Below are 20670 nucleotides of genomic sequence, written 5' to 3' on the forward strand. Positions count from 1 at the left end.
ACGGCGCCGCCGAGATGCCGGGGCGCCGCTGCAATTTCTGATGCCGTGCTAGGTGTGACAGCCTATTTGCGAAAGCTGTCCAGAGACACCACATCCGCATCTTTCTTTGCGGCGGGTGCGTCGTCTTCATCCTCATCATCGGGCAAATCGCTCGCCACCTCGACAGGTGCCAGATCTTCATCGTCATCCTCGCCGGTGCTTTCAAAGCGCAGACCAAACTCGACAGATGGGTCGACGAACGTCTTGATCGCGTCATAGGGAATATAGAGCGGCTCTGGCGCGTCGCCAAAATTCAGCGTCACGGAGAAGCCCTCGTCGGTGACGTTCAGATTGTCGAACCAATGCTGCATGACCACGGTCATCTCACCGGGATAACGGTCAGACAGCCAATCGGCCAGTTCGGCATCCGGGTGTGAGGTATCAAACGTGATGAAGAAGTGATGAGCTCCGGGCAGGCCATTGGCCGCAACATCGTCCAGGACGTTGCGGATCAGGCCACGCATGGCACGATGCATCAGGTTTCCATAGTCGATCTGACGGGACATCGCCTCACCTTTTGTAGTTGGGGGTGCGGCGCTGACAACATGGTTTGAGGCCACACCCTATCCCCTCCAGTTTTGGACCTATTTTGAAGGCATTGCAAGACAAGCTAGCGGTCTTTAGCCGACCGTGAAGCCAGCGGCAATCAGGCCGAGACTGGCCATCGCCGCCAGCAACCACAGGATGCGCCCGCGCAAGACCAACGCAACAATCGGTGCCAAAGCAACAAGAACAAGGGATGGGACATTGAGGCTTTGAACATCCGGGGCAGGGAGCGTGACTGGGCCGAGCATCACAGAGGTCTGCTTTTGAAACAACAAGTGCAACAAGAACCACACAGAGAGGTTGAGCATCATCCCCGCGACAGCCGCAGTAATGGCCTGCAGCGCGCCGCGTAAACGGGGCTGATGCGTCAGTCGTTCCACAAACGGAGCTGTCGCAAAAATCCATAAAAAACAGGGTGTGAAGGTCGCCCATAACGCCACAGCGCCTGCCGCCAGCGCCAGCATCGCACCGCCCACTTCGGCCCCGGCCAGCATCGCGACGAACTGCGTCACCAATACCAGAGGACCGGGCGTGGTCTCTGCCAGACCGAGGGCATCAATCATCTGACCTGTTGTGATCCAGCCATGTTCGCTGACCACCGTCTGGGTCATATAGGCAAGCACAGCATAAGCGCCCCCGAAGGTGACAACCGCAAGTTTAGCAAAGAACCAGCCAATTGTGGCCAGAAAGTCGGCTCCGATCAGTGAGAGACCGAGGAGGGGGAGCAGCCACAGCGTGCTCCACAACACAATGACTCGCCAGTGATTGGGGGCAACGGGCTGCACGGGTGGTGGGGTGTTGGCCGTCTCTGCACTTTGAAACAGTCCGATAATCCCCGCCCCCAGAACCACAACCGGGAAGGGGAGGTTGAGTGCAAATATTGCCACGAACCCGGTTAATGCGAGCAGCCAGGCTCCGGTTGATTTGAGTGCTTTTCGAGAAATGCGCCAGAGCGCCTGCACGACAATCACCACAACGGCTGCTTTGATGCCGAGAAAGGCCGATTGTACCGCCGGCAGAGTACCAAAGGCCACATAGAGCCAGACTAATATGGAAATGACGAAGGCGCCGGGCAGGATGAACAAACTCCCTGCCAACAGCCCCCCGCCGATGCCGCGCATCCGCCACCCGGTATAGGTGGCCAGTTGCATGGCTTCTGGTCCGGGCAGCAGCATGCAAAACGACAAGCCGCGCAGGAATTGCTCTTCGCTGAGCCAGTTGCGGCGATCGACCAATTCATGATGCATCAGCGCGATTTGTGCCGCGGGACCGCCGAAACTCAGCAGACCAATGAGGCCGAAACAGTGAAACAAAACCCACCAGGAAGGCGGGGTGGGATGCGAGGTTGCGGTCTTTGACATCACGGCTGCCCGGTTGCTTTCACCTTTGGCCCTTTTATCAAAGCCCAGCAATATCACCAGCGCTCGCGTTTCTTTTGAAGCAGTTGTTTTTCTATGGGGGCGTGGTGGCTATTCCACCCAGACGAGGCGCTCACCCGTCAGACAGACGGGCAGGGCGTCTGTGGGCAACTGTCCGAGTTGTTCGAACATGCGCAGGTAGTCGAAGTTGGTATAGAACTCGATGAAACGCCCATCATGGACGCGCACACTCACATGACCGGTGAAATCCAGCTTGCGTGTGCGGCTGTGATCGAAAGCCGAAACCTGCACCCGCGCCATGGCAAGATCCCCCTCATCCATACTATGCGTAATGGTCACATGGGGCTGGTCGAGCAGCGCTTTGATGGCGCAAACGACCTCTTTGTAGTCGACGCCGGGGGATACGACACCATCCAGAGCCCCATTAAAAGTGACATCTGGATCAAGCAGGTCGTCGATGACGGACAGATTGTCTTTATTCCAGACTTCTTCGAACCAGTATTTCAGCAGAGTGCTGTTTTTCATTTCAGGGAAGTTTCACATTCTGACATTTGAGGAAGGCGCCACCTACAGGCGTGTTACATATAATGTCGAGAGCCATATCGCTGTAACTTCGCAATGCTAGCGTTAAAAGGAAGGAAATTGGCGGGAATTTCCCGTCAAAGTTTAACGATAGCCGCAGCTGCTCGTAAAAGAGCAATAAGAGATGCCTTATGGCCCAGAGGTGCATCGCTATTTCAGGGGAGTGAAAGTGCAGGTTTCTGTTGCCAGGTACCTGCGAACCCCGCCTAACGCTGCTAGGCGCTAGGGCTTAAAGTCGGTTCAACTCGGACTGCTTACGCAGCCAGAGCAACCGGAGCACGATTGTCGTTTGCAATTGTACTGTTTTCGCCGGTAACGGTGGCAGACAGCCGAGACAAAGCTAACCCCTTTAGACGTCCGTCGATCCTATTTCGGCCCCATAATCCCCAAACGAAGGATATTTGGTGGAGCCGCCGGGTACCGCCCCCGGGTCCGATCCGCTTATTACGAGCGCGTTTATGTCCATAGTTCCCGAAGGAACAGGCTAAATATAGGGTGGTTTGGCGGGGAGTTAAAGGGGGGAATTGACTCGCTGACGCGCGTGGCCTCCGGCGGGGATATTTGAAAGAAGATGAAGAGGCTCAGCGCTTTGACACGCGGCGGGCGAAGACATCGGCGGCGAGGTTGCGTGTTTCCTCCTCCAGCGCGCTGAGGCCCGCGACGGCTGCGTCTCCCTTGCCGGCTTCGATGGCATCGGTGATGGTGGTGTGCAGCGCAAGAATGGTGGCGCGATCCCGCGCCGTGAAGGTGATCATGTTCATCAGCGGCTGCATCGCCTCCACGGCCCCGGCAAGCTGATAGGACAGCACCGGATTATGCGCCCCGTCCACCAACGCGCGATGAAAGGCCACGTCTGACGCACAAAAGGCCTCATCCGTGAGGCCGGGTTGGCCCTGCCGAAAGATCTCTGCCCGCATGGTCGCAAGCTGATCGGCGGTGCGGCGGCTGGCCGAAAGCGGCGCGCAGGCCCGTTCCAGCGCATATCGGGCCTCGCAGGCGGTGTCGAAACTCACCGCATTCATGCTCAGAAGCAGCGTCGAGGTGGTGATCTGCTGGCTGTAGGCGTCCTCGAAACTGAGACGGTTGACGAAGGCCCCACCGGTTGCGCCGCGTTGGGTGCGGATCAGGGATTGCGCGGCGAGGCGTTTCAAACCTTCCCGCACGGTTGCGCGAGACACCTGAAATTGCTCGGCCAATTCCGATTCCGAGGGCAGGCGTTCGTCAACGATCAGATCGCCCGCAACAATGGCATCACGAATGGCCGTGGCAATCTGGGCAGAGAGATCTGCGGTGCTGTTTGGGTCGATCTTCAAATTGGTTTTCCCTCACGTCAGACGGGGTGTTTGGAATTTTTATTTGTCAGACATTTAAAAGTCTGACATTTGATTCACAAGAGCTATTGAGTCGCAGCGAGACGGGGAGGTCATCGCAAAGCCATGCTTAAAGCACGCCTGACAGAGAGTATTCGCCAGATGAGCGGCCTACATTGGCTCTTGCTCTTTGGTGGTATTCTGCTGGCTTGGGGTGCGTTGTTTGCCATGTCGGTGCCGGAGAATTTGCGCGATGCCGGAGCGCTTTATGGTGCGGAATTTTGGGTGTCGTTGTGTAGCATGACGCCGGATGCGGCAGGCGCGGGCAAGATGGCACTGATGTGGGTTTTGATGTCGGCGGCGATGATGGCGCCCACGGCACTGCCGGCCTTTGCCACCTACGATGACCTGAGCCAATCGGCGGAAGGAACCCGGTTTGGGGATCTGGTGCTTGGCTATCTTATGGTCTGGATTGGATTTTCACTGCTGGCAGCCGCGCTGCAACTGACGCTTGTCCATGCGGGTATGGTCAGCGTTTTTGGCGACAGCCGTTCGTCCCTGCTGTCGGCGGTGCTTCTGCTGATTGCGGGGGGCTACCAGTTCACGCCGCTCAAAGACGCTTGCCTGTCCAAATGCCGCCGCCCGCTGGTGTTCTTTATGCAGCATTGGGAGGAGGGCCCATTGCGCAACGGTCTGCGCCTTGGTGCGGTCTGTTTGGGGTGCTGCTGGGCGCTGATGCTTTTGGCCTTTGTCGGTGGGGTCATGAACCTCGTCTTCATGGGGTTGGCGACGGTTTTTATGGTTCTGGAAAAACTGCCCGAGATCGGGCGCTGGCTGACCCGTCCGATGGGCGTTGTCCTCTGCGCGTCGGGACTTTGGCTTCTTGTGACATCTGTTTGAATTGGGAGGAAAAATCACATGGCAAATCCGCAAGTCGCATCGGCGCCCGAGCTTATGCCCTGGGCGATCAAAGGCGAGCTGATCCTGAACTGCAACTGTACTGTCTTTTGCCCCTGCGTGGTATCGCTGGGCAAGCATCCGCCCACCGAAGGTTACTGTCAGGCCTGGGCGGGTGTGCGCATCGATGAAGGGCATTATGGCGACGCCGATCTGTCTGGTCTGAATGTCGGGCTGATCCTGGAAATCCCGGGATTGATGGCGCGCGGAAATTGGAAAGCAGCGGCCTATATCGACGAGCGCGCAAGCGAAGAGGCCTATGATGGTCTGATCGATATTTTCTCTGGAGAAGCAAGGGGAACCACGGGGCTCTTCAAGGTCTTGGTGAGCGAATTCCTCGGGGCGGAGCGCGCGCCGGTGCTGTTTGAAACCGACGGCAAGACCCGCCGCCTGATCGTGGGTAAGCAGATCCACGGTGAGGTTGTTCCGGTGGGCGGGGCTGACAGCGAACAGGACATTGTGGTCACCAACACCGAGTACTGGATGGGCCCGGACATCACAGTTGCCACCGCCACCAAGGGCCGCGTGCGCGCTTTTGGCCGGGTATGGGATTTTGACGGGCGCTCTGCCGAGATTTGCCAGATCGACTGGAAAGGTCCGCGCTGATCGCGCGTCTTCTGTGACATCGGGCGGCGGTCACCGATGCCCGCCGCTCCCCTCGCACTCGGGCCATGAAAGGGATCGCCATGGCAGTGTTTCAACCCAGAATTTCCCTGTCCCGCCGCCTGCGCCGTACCCCGTTTTCGGAGGGTGTGGAGGCCGCAGGTGTCAAAGGCTACACCGTCTACAACCACATGCTGCTTCCAACCGTGTTCGAGAGCGTTGAGGCGGATTATCACCACCTCAAACGCCATGTGCAGGTCTGGGACGTCGCCTGCGAGCGGCAGGTGGAGTTGCGCGGCCCCGATGCGGGGCGCCTGATGCAAATGCTGACCCCGCGTGATCTGCGCGGCATGATGCCCGGTCAGTGCTACTATGTGCCCATCGTGGATGAGACCGGCGGCATGCTGAATGATCCGGTAGCGGTGAAGCTGGCCGAGGACCGCTGGCGGATCTCCATTGCGGACAGTGATCTTCTCTATTGGGTGAAGGGCATCGCCAATGGCTGGCGGCTGGATGTGCTGGTGGATGAGCCGGATGTCTCACCGCTCGCAATTCAGGGACCAAAGGCCGAGGATCTGATGGCGCGCGTCTTTGGCGAGACCGTGCGCGCGATCCGGTTCTTTCGCTTTGGCGTTTATCAGTTCGAGGGGCGCGATCTGGTGGTGGCGCGCTCGGGCTACTCGAAACAGGGTGGGTTCGAGATTTATGTCGAAGGCAGCGACATCGGCATGCCGCTCTGGCATCGGCTGTTTGAGGCGGGCGCGGATCTGGAGGTGCGGGCAGGCTGTCCGAACCTGATCGAGCGGATCGAAAGTGGCCTGCTGAGTTACGGCAACGATATGACCGACGACAACACGCCGCATGAATGCGGGCTGGGCCGCTTCTGCAACACCCATACGGCCATCGGCTGTATCGGGCGCGACGCCCTTCTTCGGGTGGCCAAGGAAGGCCCGGTGCAGCAGATCCGCCCCATCGCCATTGAGGGCGACGCGGTGCCGCCCTGTGACCGGTTCTGGCCGCTCTATGCGAATGGCCGCCGGGTGGGGCGGGTGTCCTCGGCCACATGGTCGCCCGATCATACCACCAATGTCGCCATCGGCATGGTGAAGATGACCCATTGGGACGCGGGCACGCGGGTCGAGGTTGAGACACCGGACGGAATGCGCCCTGCGACCGTCTATGAGAATTTCTGGAATTAACGGGAGAGATCAACATGTTCAAAGCACTAGTGATGACGCAGGACAGCGAGAGCGGCAAGGCGTCTGCTGAAATTCAGGACCTGAACCTCGCGGATCTGCCCGACGGTGAGGTCACTGTTGCGGTCGACTATTCCACCGTGAACTACAAGGACGGCCTCTGCCTCAGCCCCAAAGGTGGCGGCTTGGTGCGCAATTATCCGCATGTGCCGGGGATCGATTTTGCAGGCACCGTGGAGGCATCATCGGATGATCGCTATAAACCCGGCGACAAGGTGGTGCTGACCGGTTGGCGCGTGGGGGAGGCCCATTGGGGCGGCTATTCCCAAAAGGCGCGGGTCAAGGCGGATTGGCTGGTGCCACTGCCGGGTGGGATCACGGCACGTCAGGCCATGGCGGTGGGAACGGCTGGTTTCACCGCAATGCTGGCGGTGATGGCGCTGGAAGATCACGGTCTGAAACCGGGGAACGGTCCGGTGCTTGTCACCGGTGCTGCGGGCGGTGTCGGATCGGTGGCGACAGCGATCCTCGCGCATCTGGGCTATGAGGTGGCAGCGGTTACCGGGCGGCCAGAGACGGCGGATTACCTCCAGAGCCTTGGCGCGACCCAGATCGTGCCGCGCGCGGATCTGAACGAGACCGTCAAACGCCCGCTGGAGAGTGAGACCTGGGCAGGTTGCGTCGATGCCGTTGGCGGCGACATGCTGGCGCGGGTGCTTGGCCAGATGAAATACGGCGCTTCGGTTGCTGCCGTGGGGCTGGCGGGTGGTGCGGCGCTTCCGGCAACCGTGATCCCGTTCCTGCTGCGCGGCGTGAACCTCCTGGGTATCGATTCCGTGATGCAACCGTTTGAGAACCGTCAGCGCGCGTGGCAGCGGATTGCAACTGACTTGCCGATGGAGAAACTCGACGCGATGGTGCACCCCGCGACGCTAGCGGACCTGCCAAAGCTCGGTGCGGATATTCTTGCGGGGCAGGTGCAAGGGCGCGTTGTTGTCGATCTAAACGGCTAACACTCCAGTAATTCGGTAAATTATGATGCCTCGGCGCGTCTTAGCGCCGCGCCGAGGCGTTTCCGGGCTTGATCTTGCGGCGTGAAATTGCACTCATCGCGTCATTGATCCGCAAAGGGAGCACGCGCCGCACCATGGATATCGATTTTGTCCGCAAACAGTTTCCAGCATTTGATCAGGCCGCCCTGCAAGGGCAGGCCTTTTTTGAAAACGCAGGCGGGTCTTATACCTGCCGTCAGGTGATTGATCGCCTGTTCCGGTTTTACACAGAATACAAGGTCCAGCCCTACGCACCTTATTCGGCCTCGCAGGTTGCGGGGGCTGAAATGGACGAAGCGCGCAATCGTCTGGCGGCACTTCTTGGTGTCGGTGCCCAAGACGTGAGCTTTGGTCCCTCAACGACGCAAAACACCTATGTTCTGGCACAGGCCTTTCGTAAGTTTCTGAAACCGGGCGAGAAGATCATCGTCACCAATCAGGATCACGAGGCGAATTCCGGTCCGTGGCGCCGTCTGGTGGACGAGGGCATTGAGGTTCTGGAATGGCAGATCGATCCGGCGACGGGCCATCTAGACCCAACTGCGCTGGAAGAGCTTTTGGATGAAAACGTCCGGTTGGTGTGTTTTCCCCATTGCTCCAATGTCGTCGGTGAAATCAATCCGGTGACCGAAATAACCGCGCTGGCGCATGCCGCCGGGGCCTTTGTTTGTGTCGACGGGGTCTCTTACGCGCCACATGGCCTGCCCAATGTGGGTGAGCTGGGGCCAGATATCTATCTGTTTTCGGCCTATAAAACCTATGGCCCGCATCAGGGGATCATGGTCATCAACCCGGCGCTCGCTGAGCTGCTGCCCAATCAGGCGCATTATTTCAACGCGGATGTGCCCTACAAGCGCTTTACCCCGGCAGGACCGGATCATGCGCAGGTCGCCGCCTGTGCCGGGATGGTCGACTATTTTGAAGCACTCGCCGCCCATCACGGTGCGATGGAAACCAAGGGCGCAGCCATGGGGACCTTTGTGCATGACCTGATGCGGCAGCGCGAAATTGCCCAGTTGCAACCGCTTTTGGACGCCGTGAAGGATCGCAACGACATCCGGCTGCTTGGCCCTTCGGCGGCTGAGGATCGCGCACCGACCGTGGCACTTGCGCTGGGGCGTGCGGCAGAGCCGGTGGCAAAGCAACTGGCAGAGCTGGGTATCATGGCAGGCGGCGGTGATTTCTATGCGGTGCGTGCGCTTAATGCGATGGGGGTGGACCCGTCCGAGGGCGTACTGCGGCTGAGTTTTACCCATTATACCGATCAATCGGAGGTGACAGCGCTGATCGAGGCCCTAGATCGCGTCCTGTAAACTCTGATTGAGCAAGGGATTTAACTGACCATGGCTGACACCCGACCGGTGATCTGGTGGATCAGGCGCGACCTGCGCCTGCGTGACAATCCGGCCCTGACGGCGGCGCTGGAGACGGGCGGACCGATCATTCCGCTCTATATCCACGACCCGCAGGATGAGGCCCTGGGCGCTGCTCCAAAGTTTCGGCTTGGGCTTGGGCTTGAGCATTTTGCCAAAACGCTCGAGGGGCACGGCAGTCGATTAACCCTGCGAAAGGGGGATGCGCTTGAGGTGTTGCGCGAGGTCATCAAGGAGAGCGGAGCCGATCATGTGGTCTGGTCCCGGCTTTATGATCCAGAGGCGATCAAGCGCGACACTGAGATCAAGGAGCAGCTCAAAGCCACTGATATCACGGTGAAATCCACCGGCGGACGACTGATGTTCGAACCCTGGACGGTCGAGACCAAAGATGGCGGTATGTATAAGGTCTACACGCCGTTCTGGAAGGCCGTGCGCGACCGCGAGGTCGAGGGTCTGATTGATGCGCCCGCAAACCTGCCAAAGCCGGATGCGTGGCCCGCAACGGACAAGCTTGCAGATTACAAGATGAGTGCCGCCATGCGTCGCGGTGCTGAAATCGTCGCAGGATATTGCCGGGTGGGTGAGGACGCGGCGCTGGAGCAGCTGGACCGCTTCCTTGAGGAGCGGGTTCAGACCTACAAAGCGGATCGCGACTTCCCTGCGCGCGAGGCCACGTCAGAGCTATCGGAAAATCTCGCATGGGGTGAAATTAGCCCGCACCGGATGTGGCATCTGGGCGCGCAGGCAATGCGGGACGGCAAACAGGGTGCGGAACATTTTCTCAAAGAGGTGGTCTGGCGCGAGTTTGCCTATCACCTCATGTATCACTCGCCGCATATCCTGACCCGCAACTGGCGCGAGGAATGGGACGGTTTTCCATGGCAAGACGATCCGGGCGAGGCGCTCTTGCGTTGGCAGCAAGGGCAAACAGGCTATGATTTTGTCGATGCGGCAATGCGAGAGCTCTATGTCACCGGTAAAATGCACAACCGCGCCCGGATGATTGTGGCAAGTTTCCTCACCAAGCACCTGATGATCCATTGGAAATTCGGGATGCAGTGGTTTGAGGACTGCTTGGTGGACTGGGACCCTGCATCCAATGCCATGGGCTGGCAATGGGTGGCCGGATCGGGGCCGGATGCCGCGCCTTTCTTTCGGATTTTCAACCCCGATGGCCAGTTAGATAAGTTTGACCCCAAAGGGCGCTACGTGCGCAATTGGTTGGCAGAGGGACAGTCGGACCCGCCCCAGACTGCGATGGGTTTCTTTGCGGCCACGCCGCTGAGTTGGGAGTTGAGCCCCAAAGAAGCGCGCGCGCGGCCAATTATCGATCTCAAACGCGGCCGTGAACGCGCGCTGGAGGCGTACCACGACAGCAGGGACAAAAGCTGATCCCATTTGGCCCTGAGTCACAGATAAAAGCGCGCGGCGACATGGGGTTTACGCTGGATTTGTGGCTCAGCTGCGCTTAGCCTTATGGGCAATCGAGCAGACATCAGGAAAATCAAATCCATGCCTACCGCCGCACACCTCGTGGCCTCTGTTGCCCTCGCTCTATTGGCGTTCGTCGTCTCAGGGCAAATCATGCCTTTGATGCCCGAATCCACAGATTTTGGCTATTTTACCCATGTAAATGTAGGGCTCGCTCTGGTGGCCGGCTGGAAAGTAATGGGACCACGTGCCGGGCGCGGTTTCGTGCCGGGCATCAACAACGGCCTAACCGGGATGGCGGTCTTGGTGATTTGGGCTTTGATCATTCAGGGCGCAGTGGAGATGTTTCGCCTTGCGAAGCGGAATATTTACGATGGACCGTTTGAAGCACTGGCTGCGATATTTACCATTGCACTTGAGTATTTCTTTGTGATGGCCGTTCCGACTGTTCTCGTCACTTTGGTTGTTGGCGGGACATTGGTGGGGCTGGTGACCGAGTTTGCCAGTAAGCGCTGGAAGTGAAACACCTGCCAGACTGATGTGGTGTCGTGAAAACATCGCAACTCGACAGGTAAGTCAGCGCGTTCTGTGAATTCATTCCATTGATGGACAATGTACCGCTTGGGGCGGTCTTCAGGTGATGGTTTTGCGGTGGCGCACGTCGCGATAGAACCGTCTTCGCGCGCTAAAGGTCGAAGACATCGCAAAGGCTTGCCTGTCGCTGCTGACGACCCTTGTGATCGAGCGTGCCCCCGGCTACATCAAAAGGGAACGAGCGAAAGGGAATTTCATGCGCATTGCACGCGATCTGGCCGATGCTGTCGGTCATACCCCTCTGATCCGACTGAACAAAGTCAGCGAAGAAACCGGCTGCGAAATTCTTGGCAAGGCGGAGTTTCTGAACCCCGGCCAATCCGTCAAGGATCGCGCTGCGCTCTATATTATCAAGGACGCCATCGCCCGTGGTGATTTGAAACCCGGCGGCACCATTGTTGAAGGCACGGCGGGCAACACCGGTATCGGACTGGCGCTGGTCGGGGCCTCGATGGGGTTCAAGACGGTGATTGTGATCCCGGAAACCCAGTCTGAAGAAAAGAAAGACATGCTGCGTCTGGCTGGCGCGCAATTGGTACAGGTGCCCGCAGCACCCTATAAAAATCCGAACAATTATGTCCGCTATTCGGAACGTTTGGCAAATGAGCTTGCGAAAACCGAACCAAATGGGGCCATTTGGGCAAACCAGTTCGACAATATCGCCAACCGTCAGGCGCATGTCGAAACCACTGGTCCAGAGATCTGGGAACAGACAGGTGGCAAAGTCGATGGCTTTATCTGTGCGGTAGGCTCTGGCGGCACGCTTGCCGGTATCGCCGAGGCGTTGCAGCCCAAGGGCGTGAAGATCGGCCTTGCGGATCCTAACGGTGCGGCTCTCTATTCCTACTACACCTCAGGCGAGCTAAAATCCGAAGGCTCCTCCATCACCGAGGGAATCGGTCAGGGGCGCATCACCAAGAACCTTGAAGGGTTGAAGCCGGACTTCAATTACCAGATCCCTGATGCAGAGGCGCTGCCTTATGTCTTTGATCTGCTGCACGATGAAGGCTTGGTTCTGGGGGGCTCGTCCGGCATCAATATCGCCGGTGCGGTGCGTCTGGCGAAAGAAATGGGGCCAGGTCACACCATCGTCACGGTGCTGTGTGACTATGGGACCCGCTATCAATCCAAGCTCTTTAACCCCGAATTCCTAAAGGACAAGGGCCTGCCAGTTCCGGACTGGATGACCCATACCCCGGCATCTATTCCGGGCGTGTTCGAGGACGTCTGAACCCAATGACTAACTTTAGAACGTTTCTTCAGGTCGGCCTTCTATGGCTGACCTGTTTTCTTGTGCCACTTGCGGCTGCTGCGCAAACCGATGGTGATCAAACGCGCCTGACCGAAGCGCGAGATCTGGCTCAAACCGTGGCGTCCGGCGAATTGGGCGAATACTACGACGCGTGGCAACGTACTGCTGATCGGGCGGAGCGGGTGCTGGATGCCCGTCGCGCGTCAAACGGCGCGCTGGAGGCGCTGCGGGTCGAGTTGACCGAATACCGCCAGCAGTTTCTGGATGCCGGAAACCAGAATGCAGACCGGCTAAAGACGTTGCGGGCGCAGATTGATGCGCTCGGACCTGCTCCGGATGACAGCGGCAGCGAGCCAGAAAATATCGCCAAACTGCGCCAAGAGCTTCAGTCACAGCTGGCGACACTGAGCGCGCCTCAGGTCTTGGCTGATCTGGGCTACAGCCGGGCGCAGGGGCTGATCACCGAGATTGACAAGCTGATCCGGGAGCGTGCCACACGCACGCTGTTGGAACGCGTCCCGATGCCGTTGAACCCTGAAAACTGGCCAGCGGCTCTTGCGGATACCGCAAAAGTACTGGGCGCGTTTTGGCATGAGACCGCAGGTCTTCTCTCAAATCCCGCGACGCGGGAGAGCATTCGCAGCCGTTTGCCCGTGATCCTTTTGCTCACAGCGGGCGCTTTGCTGTTGCTAGGCCGTGGCCGCCATTGGGCGCGGCGGGCCGGGAGTTACCTGCGCGAGTTGGGATGGCGTGGCACCGGGGTATGGCGTTTTATCGTATCTCTTCTGCAGGTCCTGTTGCCGTATGTCGGGACGGTGCTGCTGGTCCGGGCCATTGACCTGTCGGGAATTCTTGGCGTACGCGGTACGCTGTTGTTGGACGATGTGCCGCTTTGGTCCCTGATCCTGTTTGCCTCTCACTGGTTGGGGGAACGGCTTTATGTCTATGAAATCACCAATGAGCTGATCCCGTTTGAGCCGCGCTTTCAGCGGCAGGTCCGGGTTATCCTTGTATCTCTGGCGCTGGTGCTGGTGATGCAGTTGATGCTGGACCGGCTTGATACGATTGAGAATTTTGCAGATGGCACCTATGCGGTCCTGAGTTGGCCGCTCATCCTGCTGGCTTCGCTGCTCTTGGTTCGGTTGAATCGCATCCGCGTGCGTCAACGCCGTCAGGAAGAACGTGATAACGGCAGTGACGATGACGAAGGCGCAATCGCTGCCGGTGCAAGCCGGGCGATGTCGCTGTTGCGTCGTGTGGTGTTTGTTTTGGCACTCATCGCTCCGGTTTTAGGCGCGCTGGGGTATATTAATGCCGCAATCGCAATCGTTTATCCGGTGATCCTGACGCTTGCGCTGGTCACGACCCTGATGATTTTGCAGCGTTTCCTATCCGATATCTACGGATGGGTGACGCGCAACAGCCAAGGGGCAGAGGATTCGCTGTTTGCGGTAATGACCGGCTTTGTGCTGGCTCTGGTCTCGCTGCCGTTCTTTGCGCTGATCTGGGGCGCGCGGACCTCTGATCTCACCGAGCTTTGGTCGCGCTTCCTTGAGGGCTTTGACATCGGGGATACCAAGATTTCTCCGACGATCTTCCTGACTTTTGTGGTGATCTTCGCGGGCGGCTATGTGTTGACGCGGCTCCTGCAAGGCAGCCTGCGCTCGTCACTCTTGCCGAAAACCAAGATCGACCCCGGCGGGCAGAACGCCATTGTATCTGGTGTTGGCTATATCGGGATCTTCCTATCGGCGTTGATTGCGGTGTCGACCGCAGGGCTGGATCTGTCTTCGCTGGCGATTGTGGCTGGTGCGCTATCAGTCGGGATCGGTTTTGGCCTGCAGACCATCGTGTCGAACTTTGTGTCGGGCATCATCTTGTTGATCGAGCGCCCGGTTTCCAAAGGGGACTGGATCGAAGTGGGTGGTCTCATGGGCTATGTGCGCGATATTTCTGTGCGTTCCACCCGGATTGAGACCTTTGACCGCACTGATGTGATTGTTCCGAACTCGGATCTGATTTCGGGCACAGTGACCAATTACACCCGTGGCAATACCGTGGGGCGGGTGATTGTGCCTGTCGGGGTGGCCTATGGCACCAACCCTCGCAAGGTTGAGGAGATCCTCTCCGAAGTGGCGAAATCGCATCCGATGGTGCTGATGAACCCACCGCCATCGGTGGTGTTTCAGGGCTTTGGCGCAGATAGTCTTGATTTCGAGATCCGGGCGATCCTGCGGGATGTAAACTGGGTGCTCTCGGTCAAATCCGACATGAACTACGAGATCGCCAAACGGTTCGATGAAGAAGGGATCGAGATCCCATTCGCACAGCGCGATATCTGGATCCGAAATCCCGAGGCGCTGCAGTCCGGCACATCTGCGCCGGAGATAAAATCCACGCCCTCATCCCCGGTATCAGAGCCACAGACGTCAGCGCCGCCAAAGCCGGATCTCGCGGATCTGTCACCGGACGAAGATGGGGACGCGGACCGGTAGGACCACAGAACCGATGCGCAAATAACGCCGCTGCCGGGATCTCCTGCAGCGGCGTTTTTTTATCTGAAACGGAGCGGGGGGCCGCAAACTTCGCTGCGCGATCTGCGCCGGAAACCAGATGATTAACTCCATCTTCACAAATACTTAGGGTGAAATGGACGGATTGGAAAAAAAACTGAACTTTTTCTTAGAAAGCCTATTGCAATCCCCTCCGTAATGCATCAAAAGTCGCCTCCACGGAGAGGTGGCCGAGTGGTCGAAGGCGCACGCCTGGAAAGTGTGTAGGCGGGAAACCGTCTCCAGGGTTCGAATCCCTGTCTCTCCGCCATGACCCCAAAATGACTGTCTAGTGATCTTGATCGTGTGATCAGGCAAGTTGCATTTGCCTTGATGCGCGCCTCTTGGCTGAGGTGTCGTCAAAACTTCATAGAAGTCCGCATTCTTGGGCGTGAACTTCTCTGCATGAGGCGCTAGGACCATTGCATCGACACCTACAGAAGGCACAGGTCGCATGCGGTTGGATCACGACATTGAAAACGCTCTTATTTCCATGGTCAGAGATGCCGCGCGCATCGAGATCATGCCGCGCTTTCGCAATCTTTCTGCTGGGGCGATCACCGCGAAATCGTCGTCAATCGATTTGGTGACCGTTGCCGATGTCGCCGCAGAAGAACATGTAACCCGCGCGTTGCAGACAATCCTTCCGGGCGCGGTTGTTATTGGCGAGGAAGCGGTGTCAGCAGATCCTACAATTCTGGATCAGGTCGCAGACGCAGAGGTTGCTGTGATCGTCGACCCGATTGATGGCACTTGGAACTATGCGCATGGGCTTTCTACCTTTGGTGTCATTCTTGCGGTGACGGTGCGTGGCAAAACCGTTTTTGGCCTCCTTTATGACCCGGTGAACGATGACTGGGTTCAGGCCAGCTTAGGGGGCGGCGCGTGGATGGCGTCTCCCGGCCTTGATCCGCGCCGTCTGCATGTCGCACCCCAGCGCGCCTTTAGCGAGGCGAATGGATTTGTACCGCACTTCATGTTTGCCAAAGACGAACAGCTGGCAGTGGTCCAGGGGATGGCGCAGGCGAAGCGCGTGACATCCTTGTTCTGTTCTTGCCATGAATACCGAATGATGGCGCAGGGGCATGTGGATTTTGTTCAGACCGAAGGGCTGAACTGCTGGGATCATGCTGCAGGCGTGTTGGCCGCGTTGGAAGCGGGGGGACATGCGCAACTCTCTGATGGTCGTGATTATGCGCCTGAACTCACCCAAGGGCATCTGACGGTCGCCACCGGTCAGCAGTTGCGCGATGAGGTCATATCGGAGCTTGGCCTGCGTTAACCCTGTCTCTTGGCGGCGGCAGTTGCCTGTTCTAGGCTCCACCCGGCGATAGGGAGGAGTGCCATGTCAGAGGATAATCAATTGATCACCCGGCAGGATGACGCAGGTGTTGCGCGCCTGACGCTCAATCAGCCGCGTAGTATCAATGCCCTTTCCGAGGCGATGCTGCTGGCGCTGCAATCGATGCTTGATGACATCGCCAAGGACCGCACTGTGCGTGTGGTGATCCTCTCCGGGGCGGGGGATCACTTTTGCGCCGGTCATAACCTCAAGGAAATGACTGCGGCGCGTGAGCAGGGCGATGGTGGCTTTGACTATTTTCAGGCGCTGTTTGCCACGTGCTCGCGGATGATGCAGACCATTGTGGAGCTGCCGCAGCCAGTGATTGCCGAAGTGTCAGGCATCGCAACCGCAGCGGGCTGCCAACTGGTTGCGACCTGTGATCTGGCGGTCGCCGCCGAGGATGCCCGTTTTGCAACATCCGGTGTCACCATTGGCTTGTTCTGTTCCACGCCAATGGTCGCGCTCACCCGCAACCTGTCTCGCAAACATGCTATGGAAATGCTGTTGCTTGGAGAGTTTATCTCCGCGCCGCGGGCGGCTGAGATGGGGCTCGTCAATCGGATTGTACCACTGGGAGACCTCAGCCGAGAAACCATGGATCTGGCCCGCCGCATCGCCGATAAATCTCCGGCAGCGATCAAGATCGGGAAAACGGCGTTTTATGAGCAAGCCCAGATGTCTTTGTCGGACGCCTATGCCTACGCAGGGCAGGCCATGGCCGAAAACATGATGGCGCGCGATGCCGAGGCAGGGATCGGGGCGTTTATCTCAAAATCTCCGATGCCGGACTGGACAGGCGAGTGATCCTGAACCGCGCTGGTTTTCACTGTCAAAGGCTGTGCCGTCGACGCCCGGATCACAAAGATGCGATGATTCGGGCGTGTTTTTCGTTTAGGTGAGAAACAGAAGCGGGCATGGTGCGAGATTTCCAGCAAACTGGGCAACAATCGATTTCATCGAATTGAGCATGCGTTGAATGCATCAGACCCCAGTGCTGGTTTGGCGCAAGTTTCGGAACCGGAAACAAATGATCTGTCATGGGCGCGCTCATTGTCGCTCTGCGCCAATTAGGCGCAAATTTTAGCCAAATTTAGTGGATCAGCCGAGATCAATGCCGCAAAGCCGTGATTTCGCGGAAACAATAGAAGAGAAGTACACTCACCTATTTCGTGGCAGCTCTATGCTTGCGGAGGGCGGGCACTGGCGTTTCGGCTAGGTGCACTGCGTTAGCTCCGCTATGTCTTTGGAACCTCGCCACAGCCATGAATTATGGCGGGCGAGGGGGAACGGGGGCAAACCTCGACCTAACGACAGTGAAGGAGACCGCAGCATGGCCAAATCACACGACAACGCGCCGAAAAGGCCGTCGTCTGGGGGGCATAATTCGGCTCAGGGCTGCGAACGGGTCACGCCCTGCTTTACCCCCGGCACACTTATTGCAACGCCGCGTGGCGAACGCCTCGTGGAAAACTTGCGGGTCGGGGATCGGGTTATTACCCGCGACAATGGCATTCAGGAAATCCGCTGGTTTGGCCACAACGCCTTGGGGCAAGAAGATCTGTCGCACGCGGCGCATCTGCAGCCAATCCTGATCCGTCAGGGGGCATTGGGCAATGGTCTGCCAGAACGCGATATGATGGTCAGCCCGAACCACCGCGTGTTGGTCGCCAACGATAAAACCGCGCTCTATTTTGAGGATCGCGAGGTCTTGGTGGCAGCAAAACATCTGACCGGACTGACTGGGATCGATGCGATTGTGACCACGGCGGTGACCTATATCCACTTCATGTTCAATCAACACGAGGTGGTGCTGTCTGATGGGGCGTGGACCGAGAGTTTCCAGCCGGTAGACCAATCGCTGCGTGGGTTGGACAACGCGCAGCGCAACGAGATTTTCGAACTTTTCCCGGAGCTTCGGACACAGGAGGGGCAAAAAGCCTATCCCTCTGCGCGCCGTGAGCTGAAAGAACGCGAAGCGCGGATGTTGCTGCACTAAATTTGCATCGTGGCGCTAGCGATTTTGGTCCGCGCGCCACGCCGCCCAATCCTCGGGCGTATCCAGATCCGTCAGCGCGTGGCGGTCGGGCAGGGGGATGTGCCTTACCGATTCTGCCCTCAAAAGCGCCTTGGCACCGCTGTCGCCTGTCAGGGTTTTGAGTGCGTGAAAACAGCGCCGTGGAAACAGGACCGGATGACCGGGGTGAGGCTGGCCGTGATCGTCCACACTGATTGCGCGCAGGGTCGCGCCGTCCGGTCCATCAAACTGATCCGCGAGCGTTCGAAAATCTGCGGTGGTGATCTCCGGCATGTCTGCGGGCAGGATCATCACACCCTCCGTGTCATCGGGAAGATTCGATATCCCCGCACGGATTGACGCGCTCATGCCCTGGTCTGCGTCGGGGACTGGGACCAGTTTTGCCCCGTGAATGGCACCTGCGCGCGGATGATCCAGATCGGGCAGGGTGACAAAAAGAGAAAACCCGGTTGCCCGTGCTTGCTGCGCCAAATGCGCAATGAGCGGCTGACCTGCGACGGATTCCATCAGCTTGTCGCCCCCCCGCATACGTGTCGAAGCACCCGCAGCCAGCAGCAGGATCACAAGATTTGCGTCATCGGATGTGGGGTTGAGTGTCATGGGTTACCTTGTTTTGCTGGTTACCCTAGCCGCGAAGGGCCCTGACACTCAACGGACAGTGAGACCTAAGCGGGTTGGCTCTGGGCCAGCGCGTCGTTCAGGACCTCCAGCACCCTATTCTGTGGCACATCGGCGGTCACAAAAGCCTCGCCGATGCCGCGCGCGAGGATAAAGCGCAGCTGGCCATCGACCACTTTCTTGTCCTGTCCCATCAGTCGGAGCAATTCTTCGGCCGGGGGCAGATCGCCGGGGATATCGGCCAGATCGGTCTTCATCCCCATGGTTTTTAGGTGCGCACGTACACGGCTGGGGTCTTCTTGGCTGCACAGCCCGAGACGGGCCGAAAGCTCAAACGCCAATGCGCAGCCGATGGCGACGCCCTCGCCATGCAACAGGCGATCACTATACCCTGTTGCCGCTTCGAGCGCGTGGCAGAAGGTATGCCCGAGGTTCAGCAGCGCCCGGTCGCCTTGCTCGGTTTCGTCACGGGCCACGATGTCAGCTTTCATCTGGACGGATCGCGCCACCGCCTCGACCCGCAGCGCCATGTCGCCAGCCGCCATGGCGGGCGCGTTGATCTCTAGCCAGTCAAAAAACGCGGCATCTCCAAGCAACCCGTATTTCACCACCTCGCCGTAGCCTGCGAGAAAGTCACGCTCTGTGAGCGTGCCAAGGATCGCAGTATCTGCAAGGACCAAGGTGGGCTGATGAAACGCACCAATCAGGTTTTTACCTTGCGGAGCGTTGATGCCGGTTTTGCCACCGACGGAGCTGTCGACCTGCGCCAGCAACGATGTAGGGATCTGCACGAAACGCACGCCCCGGCGCAGGACAGATGCCGCAAACCCTGCAAGATCACCGATGACGCCGCCACCAAAGGCGATGACAATATCGCCGCGCTCAACCCGTTTTTCCAACAGCCACTCAACCGCGCGCGTAAATTGCGGCCAGCCTTTGGTGGCTTCGCCCGCGGGCAGGGCGAGCGCTTCCATTTCGATGCCTTCGGCGGCAAGTCCTGCACGCAAAGCCTCAAGATGGAGTACGGCCACGGTTTCATCCGTCAGCACCGCCACTTTTTTGCGGCTCACAAAGGGCGCAATCCGCTTGCCGGCTTCTGCCACCAGATCCGGTCCGATCACCACGTCATAGGCGCGCGCACCAAGAGGGACATGAACGATCTGTTCCATCAGTTAAACTCCAGTACATCGGGACGGGCGCGCAGAGCCTCGAGCACCCGGTCCACCATATTGTCGATCGAAACCTGCCCGTCGGAGATCACCTCGAGGTCCGCCTGCGCATAGATCGGCACCCGCGCATGATAGAGGTCTGAGAGCGATTTGTATGGATCAGGGGACCGGAGCAGTGGACGTGTGTCGCGACCTTTGACGCGCTTCCACAGCACCTCAAGATCGGCTTGCAGACAGACGGACACACCAGATTCTGACATCACTGTTCGGTTTCGCTCCGCCAGAAAGGCACCGCCACCGGTCGACAGGACACCGCATTCTTCTTTAAGAAGACGGGTGATGACCTGATGTTCCTTTTCGCGAAAAAACGGCTCTCCATCGCGGGCGAATATCTCGGGGATCGACATATTGGCGGCGGCTTCGATCTCGTGATCGCTGTCGAGAAACGGCACATCAAGCCGCGCAGCCAAAGCTCGCCCTACGGCGGTTTTCCCGGCACCCATCATCCCCACCAGCACAATGGTCTTCTTCAATTTTCCCGGCGCGCAACTTTCTGCCGTCACATCGGTGATTTGGTGATTTTCGCTCATTCTTCTGTGAATGACGTGATATTGGCAAAAAGGCCATATATAAA

Annotated in this window: 20 protein-coding genes, 1 tRNA gene and 1 other RNA gene; 13 read left to right on the top strand and 9 right to left on the bottom strand. The window is 58.4% G+C overall.

The annotated features are described in order from the left end of the window. Positions 1-62 precede the first annotated feature (62 nt). From K529_RS06320 to K529_RS06345, 5 genes are all read right to left on the bottom strand, one after another. Positions 63-545 (bottom strand): SspB family protein, encoded by a 483-nt coding sequence (locus K529_RS06320; protein ID WP_005606136.1) that lies wholly within the window; start codon positions 543-545, stop codon positions 63-65. 114 nt (positions 546-659) lie between these two features. Beyond that, the gene (gene chrA / locus K529_RS06325; protein WP_040641202.1) at positions 660-1946 is read right to left on the bottom strand and encodes a chromate efflux transporter; all 1287 of its coding nucleotides are present in this window, start codon (positions 1944-1946) and stop codon (positions 660-662) included. A 108-nt stretch (positions 1947-2054) separates the two neighbouring features. Next, positions 2055-2489 (bottom strand): ester cyclase, encoded by a 435-nt coding sequence (locus tag K529_RS06330; RefSeq protein ID WP_005606128.1) that lies wholly within the window; start codon positions 2487-2489, stop codon positions 2055-2057. A 225-nt stretch (positions 2490-2714) separates the two neighbouring features. Further along, positions 2715-3066, bottom strand: a transfer-messenger RNA (tmRNA) gene (ssrA, locus tag K529_RS06340). 61 nt (positions 3067-3127) lie between these two features. After that, positions 3128-3859, bottom strand: a complete 732-nt coding sequence (locus tag K529_RS06345; protein WP_005606126.1) for a FadR/GntR family transcriptional regulator — start codon at positions 3857-3859, stop codon at positions 3128-3130. A gap of 123 nt (positions 3860-3982) precedes the next feature. On the opposite strand from K529_RS06345, the gene K529_RS06350 reads away from it, so the two are divergent. The 12 genes from K529_RS06350 to K529_RS06405 all read left to right on the top strand — a co-directional run bounded on the left by K529_RS06350 (position 3983) and on the right by K529_RS06405 (position 17018). Further along, the gene (locus tag K529_RS06350) at positions 3983-4756 is read left to right on the top strand and encodes a DUF2182 domain-containing protein (protein ID WP_005606124.1); all 774 of its coding nucleotides are present in this window, start codon (positions 3983-3985) and stop codon (positions 4754-4756) included. A gap of 18 nt (positions 4757-4774) precedes the next feature. Next, positions 4775-5419 carry a DUF1326 domain-containing protein gene (locus K529_RS06355; RefSeq protein ID WP_005606121.1) on the top strand — a complete coding sequence of 215 codons (645 nt, stop codon included), beginning with the start codon at positions 4775-4777 and terminating at the stop codon, positions 5417-5419. Between the two features lie 80 nt (positions 5420-5499). Then, entirely contained in the window at positions 5500-6615 is a 1116-nt protein-coding gene (locus K529_RS06360; RefSeq protein ID WP_005606118.1) for a dimethylsulfoniopropionate demethylase, read from the top strand. A 14-nt stretch (positions 6616-6629) separates the two neighbouring features. Continuing rightward, a complete protein-coding gene (acuI, locus tag K529_RS06365; RefSeq protein WP_046002161.1) occupies positions 6630-7625 on the top strand; it encodes an acryloyl-CoA reductase in 996 nt (331 codons plus the stop codon). A gap of 134 nt (positions 7626-7759) precedes the next feature. After that, a complete protein-coding gene (locus K529_RS06370) occupies positions 7760-8977 on the top strand; it encodes an aminotransferase class V-fold PLP-dependent enzyme (protein ID WP_040643055.1) in 1218 nt (405 codons plus the stop codon). Positions 8978-9007: 30 nt separating this feature from the next. Next, entirely contained in the window at positions 9008-10432 is a 1425-nt protein-coding gene (locus K529_RS06375; RefSeq protein WP_005638860.1) for a cryptochrome/photolyase family protein, read from the top strand. 120 nt (positions 10433-10552) lie between these two features. Further along, on the top strand, positions 10553-10993 hold the full coding sequence (locus K529_RS06380) for a TrgA family protein (protein WP_005638858.1): 441 nt from the start codon (positions 10553-10555) through the stop codon (positions 10991-10993). A 268-nt stretch (positions 10994-11261) separates the two neighbouring features. Next, entirely contained in the window at positions 11262-12296 is a 1035-nt protein-coding gene (locus K529_RS06385; protein WP_005638856.1) for a cysteine synthase A, read from the top strand. 5 nt (positions 12297-12301) lie between these two features. Then, positions 12302-14812, top strand: a complete 2511-nt coding sequence (locus K529_RS06390; RefSeq protein ID WP_005638854.1) for a DUF3772 domain-containing protein — start codon at positions 12302-12304, stop codon at positions 14810-14812. A 238-nt stretch (positions 14813-15050) separates the two neighbouring features. Further along, positions 15051-15140, top strand: a tRNA-Ser gene (locus K529_RS06395). 183 nt (positions 15141-15323) lie between these two features. Then, complete coding sequence (locus K529_RS06400) at positions 15324-16151, top strand: inositol monophosphatase family protein (protein ID WP_005638852.1); 828 nt, start codon at positions 15324-15326, stop codon at positions 16149-16151. 63 nt (positions 16152-16214) lie between these two features. Then, positions 16215-17018: an enoyl-CoA hydratase gene (locus K529_RS06405; protein ID WP_005638850.1), complete on the top strand. Its 804-nt coding sequence runs from the start codon at positions 16215-16217 to the stop codon at positions 17016-17018. A gap of 52 nt (positions 17019-17070) precedes the next feature. On the opposite strand, the gene K529_RS23455 is transcribed toward K529_RS06405, so the two are convergent. Then, entirely contained in the window at positions 17071-17253 is a 183-nt protein-coding gene (locus K529_RS23455; protein WP_157888508.1) for a hypothetical protein, read from the bottom strand. Positions 17254-17544: 291 nt separating this feature from the next. Between K529_RS23455 and K529_RS06410 the strand changes: the two genes are divergently transcribed. After that, a complete protein-coding gene (locus tag K529_RS06410) occupies positions 17545-18210 on the top strand; it encodes a Hint domain-containing protein (RefSeq protein WP_005638849.1) in 666 nt (221 codons plus the stop codon). Between the two features lie 15 nt (positions 18211-18225). On the opposite strand, the gene K529_RS06415 is transcribed toward K529_RS06410, so the two are convergent. The 3 genes from K529_RS06415 to K529_RS06425 form a co-directional block, all read right to left on the bottom strand. Continuing rightward, positions 18226-18849 (bottom strand): nucleotidyltransferase family protein, encoded by a 624-nt coding sequence (locus tag K529_RS06415; RefSeq protein ID WP_005638847.1) that lies wholly within the window; start codon positions 18847-18849, stop codon positions 18226-18228. A 65-nt stretch (positions 18850-18914) separates the two neighbouring features. Continuing rightward, the gene (gene aroB, locus K529_RS06420) at positions 18915-20036 is read right to left on the bottom strand and encodes a 3-dehydroquinate synthase (protein WP_005638846.1); all 1122 of its coding nucleotides are present in this window, start codon (positions 20034-20036) and stop codon (positions 18915-18917) included. Beyond that, complete coding sequence (locus K529_RS06425; protein ID WP_005638844.1) at positions 20036-20626, bottom strand: shikimate kinase; 591 nt, start codon at positions 20624-20626, stop codon at positions 20036-20038. Before K529_RS06425 ends, aroB begins: the two co-directional genes overlap by 1 nt. Positions 20627-20670: the final 44 nt, after the last annotated feature.

This window comes from Tritonibacter mobilis F1926 (assembly GCF_000376545.2).
In the GTDB taxonomy this organism is placed as follows: Bacteria; Pseudomonadota; Alphaproteobacteria; order Rhodobacterales; family Rhodobacteraceae; genus Epibacterium; species Epibacterium mobile.

Coding starts and splice junctions, on each gene's coding strand:
- K529_RS06405 (WP_005638850.1), top strand. CDS start 16,215: ATGTCAGAGGATAATCAATTGATCACCCGGCAGGATGACGCAGGTGTT.
- K529_RS06390 (WP_005638854.1), top strand. CDS start 12,302: ATGACTAACTTTAGAACGTTTCTTCAGGTCGGCCTTCTATGGCTGACC.
- K529_RS06355 (WP_005606121.1), top strand. CDS start 4,775: ATGGCAAATCCGCAAGTCGCATCGGCGCCCGAGCTTATGCCCTGGGCG.
- K529_RS06320 (WP_005606136.1), bottom strand. CDS start 545: ATGTCCCGTCAGATCGACTATGGAAACCTGATGCATCGTGCCATGCGT.
- K529_RS06370 (WP_040643055.1), top strand. CDS start 7,760: ATGGATATCGATTTTGTCCGCAAACAGTTTCCAGCATTTGATCAGGCC.
- aroB (WP_005638846.1), bottom strand. CDS start 20,036: ATGGAACAGATCGTTCATGTCCCTCTTGGTGCGCGCGCCTATGACGTG.
- K529_RS06425 (WP_005638844.1), bottom strand. CDS start 20,626: ATGAGCGAAAATCACCAAATCACCGATGTGACGGCAGAAAGTTGCGCG.
- acuI (WP_046002161.1), top strand. CDS start 6,630: ATGTTCAAAGCACTAGTGATGACGCAGGACAGCGAGAGCGGCAAGGCG.
- K529_RS06415 (WP_005638847.1), bottom strand. CDS start 18,849: ATGACACTCAACCCCACATCCGATGACGCAAATCTTGTGATCCTGCTG.
- K529_RS06380 (WP_005638858.1), top strand. CDS start 10,553: ATGCCTACCGCCGCACACCTCGTGGCCTCTGTTGCCCTCGCTCTATTG.
- K529_RS23455 (WP_157888508.1), bottom strand. CDS start 17,253: ATGACAGATCATTTGTTTCCGGTTCCGAAACTTGCGCCAAACCAGCAC.
- K529_RS06385 (WP_005638856.1), top strand. CDS start 11,262: ATGCGCATTGCACGCGATCTGGCCGATGCTGTCGGTCATACCCCTCTG.
- K529_RS06400 (WP_005638852.1), top strand. CDS start 15,324: ATGCGGTTGGATCACGACATTGAAAACGCTCTTATTTCCATGGTCAGA.
- K529_RS06410 (WP_005638849.1), top strand. CDS start 17,545: ATGGCCAAATCACACGACAACGCGCCGAAAAGGCCGTCGTCTGGGGGG.
- K529_RS06375 (WP_005638860.1), top strand. CDS start 9,008: ATGGCTGACACCCGACCGGTGATCTGGTGGATCAGGCGCGACCTGCGC.
- K529_RS06330 (WP_005606128.1), bottom strand. CDS start 2,489: ATGAAAAACAGCACTCTGCTGAAATACTGGTTCGAAGAAGTCTGGAAT.
- K529_RS06350 (WP_005606124.1), top strand. CDS start 3,983: ATGCTTAAAGCACGCCTGACAGAGAGTATTCGCCAGATGAGCGGCCTA.
- chrA (WP_040641202.1), bottom strand. CDS start 1,946: ATGTCAAAGACCGCAACCTCGCATCCCACCCCGCCTTCCTGGTGGGTT.
- K529_RS06360 (WP_005606118.1), top strand. CDS start 5,500: ATGGCAGTGTTTCAACCCAGAATTTCCCTGTCCCGCCGCCTGCGCCGT.